Raw genomic sequence first — 7,483 nt, forward strand, 5'->3', positions numbered from 1 at the left:
GCCAGCTGGAAGTAGCGATCGCAGCGATCCATGCCGTGTGCGATAAAAAACCGTGCGGCACTTATACGATCTGCAAAGAAGACGTCGGACATTACGATGGTCATGAGCTGATCGAGTCTGCAAAGGAAGATGGAGATGATGAGCGGACGGAAAAGCCGCAGGTGACTTTCGTGAAGTACAGGCCTTTACAGAAGCGCAGATTTTTATAGAATCGGCATAATGAGCCGAAGCAACGACAGACAGGAGAATGACAGATGAAGACGAGGATTCTCGTAAAGGAAGGGGAGTACCGCCTGGCAAAAGCGTACTGCATGGATGCTAAGATCGATGCACAGGAGCTGTACTGCTTTCTGACCGGTATGGATAAAGTCCAGCTGTTCCTGAAGGCGGAAGAGGAGGTAGACCCGGAGATAGAAGAAAAATATATGGAGCTCATCGCCAAACGCGCGGAGCGGATACCTTTGCAGCATATCACAGGGGTACAGGAGTTTATGGGACATACGTTCAAGGTGTCGCCGGACGTGCTGATCCCGCGCCAGGACACGGAAACTCTGGTGACGGAAGCTGCCAGGGTGATCCAGGAAACGCCGCGGGAAAAGCTGAGTTTTTTTGAAAAGTTAAAAGGCGGCAAGGAATGGGAGGTGCTGGATCTTTGCTGCGGAAGCGGAGCAGTCGGGATATCGCTGGCTAAGATCAGTTCCAATGTAAAGGTCCTGGGGACCGACGTCAGTGAGAAAGCTCTTGCGGTCGCAGAGGAAAATGCGAAAAACCTGCGGGTAAAGATGAGATTTGCCAGAGGCGATATGTTCGCGCCGGCAGCAGGAAAGAAGTTCGACATGATCGTCAGCAACCCGCCGTATATCCGGACGCGGATGATCTCGATTTTGCAGGAAGAAGTGAAGGATCATGAGCCTTTGCGGGCACTGGACGGCGGCAGAGATGGACTGGATTTTTACCGCGTCATTGTGAAGGAAGCGGCGGATCATTTGAAACCGGGGGGATTTCTGTTGCTGGAAATCGGCCATGATCAGGGCGAAGATCTGCGGAAAATGATCCGTGACGACGGTCGCTACACACCTGCGGAAATAATCAGGGATTTACCTGGCAAGGATCGTGTGGTAAAATGTGAGATAAGAGATAAGAATGAACATCGTGCTGAAGCTAAGGGTGTTACCGAGGAACAAGGCGAGGATCAATAGAGAAGACTGGCGGCAAGGATTTTTGCAGCATTATTTTTTGATTGATCGGCTCTGTTTGGGAATGCATCTGCTGCCCGGACAGAGCTTTTTTGCTTCTGCAAACGGATCGCTATACGACAGCAGTTTGAGAAGCCGCCGGATGATGCGTCGAACGACTTCGATGGTGCGCCCCCTTTTTTGCAGATGAGGAGGTAAGGTATATGAGCTACAACAGTAAATCAAAGAAGGCAGAGGAATTCATCTGCCACGAAGAAATCGAGGAAACTCTGCGCTATGCGGAGGAACATAAAAATGATGTCGAGGACATGAGAAAGATCCTGGAGCGGGCGAAGGACTGCAAAGGTCTTTCCTACCGGGAAGCGGCGCTGCTTCTGGAATGTGAGGATGAAAACATCCATCAGGAAATTTTCAGACTGGCGGAGGAAATCAAGGAAAAATTTTATGGCAACAGGATCGTGCTGTTCGCGCCGCTGTATCTTTCAAACTACTGCATCAATGGCTGTAAATACTGCCCGTATCATGGACAGAACAAGCATATCAGCCGAAAGAAGCTGACGCAGGAGCAGATCCGTCGGGAAGTCACGGCTTTGCAGGATATGGGACACAAACGGCTGGCCATCGAGGCGGGAGAAGATCCGAAAAACAACCCGATCGAATACATACTGGAATGCATCGATACGATCTACAGCATCAAGCATAAAAACGGAGCGATCCGCCGTGTCAACGTCAACATCGCGGCCACGACGGTCGAAAACTATAAGAAACTGAAAGATGCCGGGATAGGAACATACATCTTGTTCCAGGAGACATATAATAAAGAAGCGTATGAAGATCTTCACCCATCCGGTCCGAAGAGCGACTATGCTTATCATACCGAGGCCATGGACCGGGCGATGGAAGCGGGGATCGACGATGTAGGCTGCGGCGTTCTGTTCGGCCTCAATCTTTATAAATACGATTTCGTAGGCATCCTTATGCATGCAAAGCATCTTGAAGACACGTTCGGCTGCGGACCGCACACCATCAGTGTACCGCGTGTGCGTCCGGCGGATGATATCGATCCGGATACCTTTGACAACGGCGTGCCTGATGAGGTTTTCAAGAGGATCATTGCGATCCTGCGGATCGCAGTACCTTATACCGGTATCATCATGTCCACGAGAGAATCCAAGGCGATGAGAGGCGAAGCTGTTAAGATCGGCGTTTCTCAGATCTCCGGAGGCAGCCGTACAAGTGTAGGTGGCTACGTGGAAGAAGAAGCCGAAGATGATAATTCTGCACAGTTTGACGTCAATGATACGAGAACTCTCAACGAGGTAGTGGACTGGCTTTTGGATCTTGGCCATGTGCCGAGTTTCTGCACTGCGTGTTACCGGGAGGGCCGTACCGGAGACAGGTTCATGAGTCTGGTCAAGTCGGGACAGATCGCGAATATCTGTCAGCCGAATGCACTCATGACTCTCAAGGAATACCTGGAGGACTACGCTACCGAAGAGACGAAAGAGAAGGGTCTGAAAGTCATCCAGGATCGCCTTGCTAAAATACCGAATGAAACCGTCAGAGCCAAGGTGGAGGAACATCTTCACGATCTGGAAGGCGGCATGAGAGATTTCCGGTTCTAGGAAACGATTGCCTGAGATGAGATTGCTCGGACAGAAAGCCCTCTGAAGGGAGACAGCCTGGAGAACGACTGGCTGGAATGTAATTGCGGGAAGGACCAGCAACTTGATGAGATTGCTCGGAGTGAACCGCTTGCCGGGAAAGCAACCAGACGAAACAACAGGAGGATGTGAACATGGGACTGAACGATACCCCGCGGGCAGACCGCCTGCACATCGGATTATTTGGAAAACGAAACAGCGGGAAATCCTCGCTCATCAACGCATTGACCGGTCAGCAGCTGGCTCTGGTCTCCGATACGCCGGGAACGACTGCAGATCCGGTATTTAAAGCTATGGAGATGCATCCCATCGGTCCGGTGGTTTTTATAGATACCGCAGGATTTGATGATGAAGGAGATTTAGGGGAGCTTCGGGTGCAGAAAACGAGGGAGATCCTGCCACAGACAGATCTCGCTCTTGTGATCATCGATGATCAGTCGGCTCTCGCCAGAAATCTTGATGAAGAACGGCGCTGGATCATGGATTTTTCAGAAAAGGATATTCCGGTCATAGCAGTTTTATCCAAGAGGGAGAGACTGAGGCAGCCGGTACCGCAGGTTCTGGCTGCCATCCGGGCGGAACTGGGCGATGACATCCCGGTCCTTGCGGTCAGCGCAGAGGCGGGAGCCGGTCTTGAGGAGCTGCGGCATAAAATCGCCGAGATGATACCGGAAGATTTTATGCGGCAGCAGATTTTGAGTGATCTGGTGGATGAAGGCAGCCTGGTCCTGCTGGTCATGCCGCAGGATATTCAGGCTCCAAAGGGGCGTCTGATCCTGCCTCAGGTGCAGACGCTCCGGGAACTTCTCGACAGGCGGTGCACGGCTGTGGCGTGCACCGCGGATGGGCTTGCGGGGGCGCTCGGCGCTCTGGGCCGGGCGCCGGATCTGATCATTACAGATTCGCAGTGCTTCAAACAAGTGTATGATGCAAAGCCGGCGTCCAGCAGATTGACGTCGTTCTCAGTGCTTTTTGCAGCATATAAAGGGGATATCGAAAAATTCGTTGCGGGCGCATCGCAATTAGACGAAATGACTGAAAAATCAAGGGTTCTGATTGCAGAAGCCTGCACCCATGTTCCGCTTTCGGAGGACATCGGTCGTGAAAAGATCCCGAATTTACTGCGTAAAAAATTTGGCCGAGGGATCGAGATCGTGAACGTTTGCGGCAATGATTTTCCGCCCTTTGACGAGTTGCAGTCATTTGATCTTGTGATTCACTGCGGTGCCTGCATGTTCAACCGACGGCTCGTGCTGAGCCGGATCGGAGAGGCGCAGGCGGCTGGAGTGCCGATCACTAATTACGGCATTGTGCTGGCGAAGCTTGCCGGGATCCTGGATAAGATCGATATGCCGAAATAGCGGTGCCGGAAGCTTCAGGCAGAGCCGGCGACATTCAATAGAGCCGGCTTTGGCTTTTTGCACGAAAACCGCATGGAACATACACTGAATCAACACATGAAAGGGTTAGGATACTGCTATACGATTATACGATAAAATAAACGCAATATGAGTAATAGCAATAGCCTGTGAACGAGGAGACCCTGGATCATGAAGAGACTTTTGCTGGTCGGCTGTCTGTCGTGTTTGCTGCTTCTGACGCTTTCGGCGTGTAGTCGGAGTACAGAGGCTTCGGAAAATGATAATATCGTGTACGGCCAGGTAGTGAAAACGGATGAAAATCAAATAACGATCGAAAGTGGAGATTACACATACGGCGGATCTTTTGAGGGTGACGGATGTGAGAAATCCTATAATCTTCCTGAGAATGTCTTTTATGATGATTTCAAGGCGGGAGATATCGTCTCGATCCTCTGTGACGGCAGAGATGCGACTGCTGTCGCGAATGTGAAGGATGTGAACCACAGGAGATCATCTGGATCAGGTTCGGATCCTGGATCTGAAAATTCTGGTTCCGATGGGGCGTCCGGTTTCGGGCAGGCAGTGCTGACAGGTGCGGATGCGGCTCAGCTGAGTGCAGACGATGAGCCGGTGGCTGTTAATGATGATAATTATGAAGTGCAGGAGGATGGACAGATCGGGATTTTGGCTTTGAACAGCGGGGGCAAAATCACCATGAGGCGGTCATCTGTTGCTGTGATGGGAAGAAATTCCTGTGGCATTATAGCGGCGAACGGAGCTTCGATCGACGGGGAACAGGTCAATCTGTCTACTTCTGGAGAAAATGCGGCAGCGGCAGCAACGTTGGACCTTACTAGCGTGATCGATTTGAGCGACAGTACGATGGAAACGGCAGCGAGTGGCAGTCCGTGTGTGATCTCTGCCGGGAATATCTCTCTTACGGGAGTTTCGGCAACAGTCCAGAAGAGTTCTGGCGTTGCGATATTGCCGGGCGGTGTAGTAAATTTGAAAAATTCCAGTATGGTTTCTCATGGCGATGCGGCCGTGAAACTGTGTAACATTCCGGATCTGCAGGATGATAGAGAGGCGGACACTGAAAGTGGCAGTCGGTCTTCCGGCAGCAGTGAAGGACATGATTCGGGAATTGAAAAGGCTTTTTCGAGCTCCACACAGAGCGGAAAAGCGAAGTTTATGGCGGATGGTTCTTCCATCGAGGCGGTATCGAACAAGACTCTGGTTCAGGTGACTGGGATCGAAGGGTTCGTGAAGATGATGAACACAGATCTGGCATCGGCGAATCAGGTTCTGGCAGATGTCCGGGCTGATGAGCAGAAGAACGGCGGCAAGCTGCTGCTGTATGGAGTGAATCAGAAGTACAGCGGCGATATCACTTGCGATAAATCCAGCAAGGTCAAGCTGGTGCTGACAGAGGGGAGCTCTTATTCGGGGGCTTTTGATGCAAAGGGCGCGGCGGCGTACAGCAAAGTGTATCTCAGCAGAAACAGCGCGTGGAACGTGACCGGAGACAGCCATATAGATTCGCTTCGTAATGGCGATAAAAAATGCAGGAATATCAAGTCTAATGGACACACGGTTTATTATGATAAAAACAGAGAAGCCAATGACTGGCTGGGCGGCAAAACATTGTCTCTGCCCGGCGGCGGCACACTGCAACCGGAATAAGAAGATATGAAGAGAATCGAAAAACTTTGTTTTTTGATTCTCTTTTCTGATGATGCGCCTGCCGCGCTGGCTCTTGCTTTGCCTGCCGCGCTGGCTTTTGATGCGCCTGCCGCGCTGGCTGCAGATAATAATGTGCAGAAAACGCCGATAACGAAGACAAAAACAGAAAAAGTTTGCAGGAGGCATTACATAGGACGAGTATTTTATGAAGTCTTTGCATATTGTTTGTATAATGACTGCTGAAATGCATGATTATGCACATAAACGGGTGTTGTGCGAGAATCAAAGACCTGTAATGATCGAAATCTTTGCAGTACTTCATCCACATTCTGAAAAATTGATACCCGAAGGAAATTTTGCAGAAAAACTTTCTGTCTATTAGATCAATATAATTTACTTTTGTAGAAAATCATGCCAGAATCGCATGACATCAAAAAAACCATTGAAATTCAGGTGTGCATATGATACACTAAATGAGCTGTGATATTGAATCCAGCATATTATTATGCAAAGGTGGTAAACCTGAGCAGGAAAGAGGTGAATAGCATGAAGGAAGGAATCCATCCTGACTACAAGGAATGTAAAGTAACTTGCGCATGCGGTAACACATTTATGACAAAGTCCGTACAGGAAGAAATCAGAACGGACATTTGCTCAGCGTGCCATCCATTCTTTACAGGACAGCAGAAGTTCGCTCACAGAGGCGGACGTGTGGAAAAGTTCAAGTCCAAGTACAACCTGGACTAATGATCCACCAGGAAACGAAATCAAGAAACCGCTCACTTGGGCGGTTTTTTTGCGTTTAGACGGTTGCTCGGAATATTGGTGAAATATCACGTCGGCAGCAGGAGCTTTCATCAACTCTATTCGCTTATTTGATCCGATATACTTCCAATGGTTGTTAACCTTGTTAGAGGCCGGTGGCTGTTCTTAGTGGTAAGGTACCTGGAAAATCATGAATTCCCAGATCACGAAAAAAACGATCTTAATTTGGATTTTTTACTGCTTATCAGCTGTTTCTTCATTCATGAATTCCCGTTTTTCAAAATAAAACAGCAAGCTGGGAACTGCTTTACAAGATATTTACAGCGCAGAGAAAAACAGTTCCCAGATAAACAGTTTTTATGTCTTTTAGGGAATCATAGCGAGTGCTGTATCTGGATCTTGAAACCTTTACAGTATCGAACTTCCCACATGGCTTTGAAAAAATCAAATCTGGGAATTCATGACGCGAGCAAACATCTGAATCGAGAGGCTGATTCCCAATTAGATCAGATAATTTTTGATCTGGGAATTCATGATGTAGATGAGAACGTGATCGGCTTCAGTTTACCTATAATAACCTTTTCCTGTTTCTGCAGAATTCCGCAACTTCATCTTGACAAAACCACACACAAGTATATAATTATTGGTAGCACCAATTCACGCAGCCTGGGAACCTCGCACAGCCTAAGCGCTTCGTGCAGCCTAGGAACCCCGCACAGCCTAAGCGCTTCGCGCAGTCTGGGAACCCGCACAGCCTAAGCGCTTCGCGCAGTCTGGGAACCCCGCACGGCCTAAGCAATTCGACCGGCCTGGG

7 protein-coding genes are annotated in these 7,483 nt (G+C 49.5%); all 7 read left to right on the plus strand.

The genetic code is table 11. The features are described from left to right. A partial coding sequence (locus H8876_RS00560) for a hypothetical protein (protein ID WP_249286117.1) occupies positions 1–209 on the plus strand: 209 nt, incomplete at its 5' end. Between the two features lie 45 nt (positions 210–254). Next, on the plus strand, positions 255–1,199 hold the full coding sequence (gene prmC / locus H8876_RS00565; RefSeq protein ID WP_249286118.1) for a peptide chain release factor N(5)-glutamine methyltransferase: 945 nt from the start codon (positions 255–257) through the stop codon (positions 1,197–1,199). A 200-nt stretch (positions 1,200–1,399) separates the two neighbouring features. Further along, on the plus strand, positions 1,400–2,821 hold the full coding sequence (gene hydG / locus H8876_RS00570; RefSeq protein ID WP_249286119.1) for a [FeFe] hydrogenase H-cluster radical SAM maturase HydG: 1,422 nt from the start codon (positions 1,400–1,402) through the stop codon (positions 2,819–2,821). Positions 2,822–2,994: 173 nt separating this feature from the next. Further along, positions 2,995–4,221, plus strand: a complete 1,227-nt coding sequence (hydF, locus tag H8876_RS00575; RefSeq protein WP_249286120.1) for a [FeFe] hydrogenase H-cluster maturation GTPase HydF — start codon at positions 2,995–2,997, stop codon at positions 4,219–4,221. Between the two features lie 189 nt (positions 4,222–4,410). Next, positions 4,411–5,904 carry a hypothetical protein gene (locus H8876_RS00580; RefSeq protein WP_249286121.1) on the plus strand — a complete coding sequence of 498 codons (1,494 nt, stop codon included), beginning with the start codon at positions 4,411–4,413 and terminating at the stop codon, positions 5,902–5,904. A 6-nt stretch (positions 5,905–5,910) separates the two neighbouring features. Continuing rightward, complete coding sequence (locus H8876_RS00585) at positions 5,911–6,147, plus strand: hypothetical protein (protein ID WP_249286122.1); 237 nt, start codon at positions 5,911–5,913, stop codon at positions 6,145–6,147. Positions 6,148–6,450: 303 nt separating this feature from the next. Next, positions 6,451–6,651 (plus strand): 50S ribosomal protein L31, encoded by a 201-nt coding sequence (gene rpmE, locus H8876_RS00590; protein ID WP_177264513.1) that lies wholly within the window; start codon positions 6,451–6,453, stop codon positions 6,649–6,651. Positions 6,652–7,483 lie beyond the last annotated feature (832 nt).

Origin of the sequence: Lentihominibacter faecis (assembly GCF_014306095.1) — a bacterium.
GTDB classification, from domain to species: domain Bacteria; phylum Bacillota; class Clostridia; order Peptostreptococcales; family Anaerovoracaceae; genus Lentihominibacter; species Lentihominibacter faecis.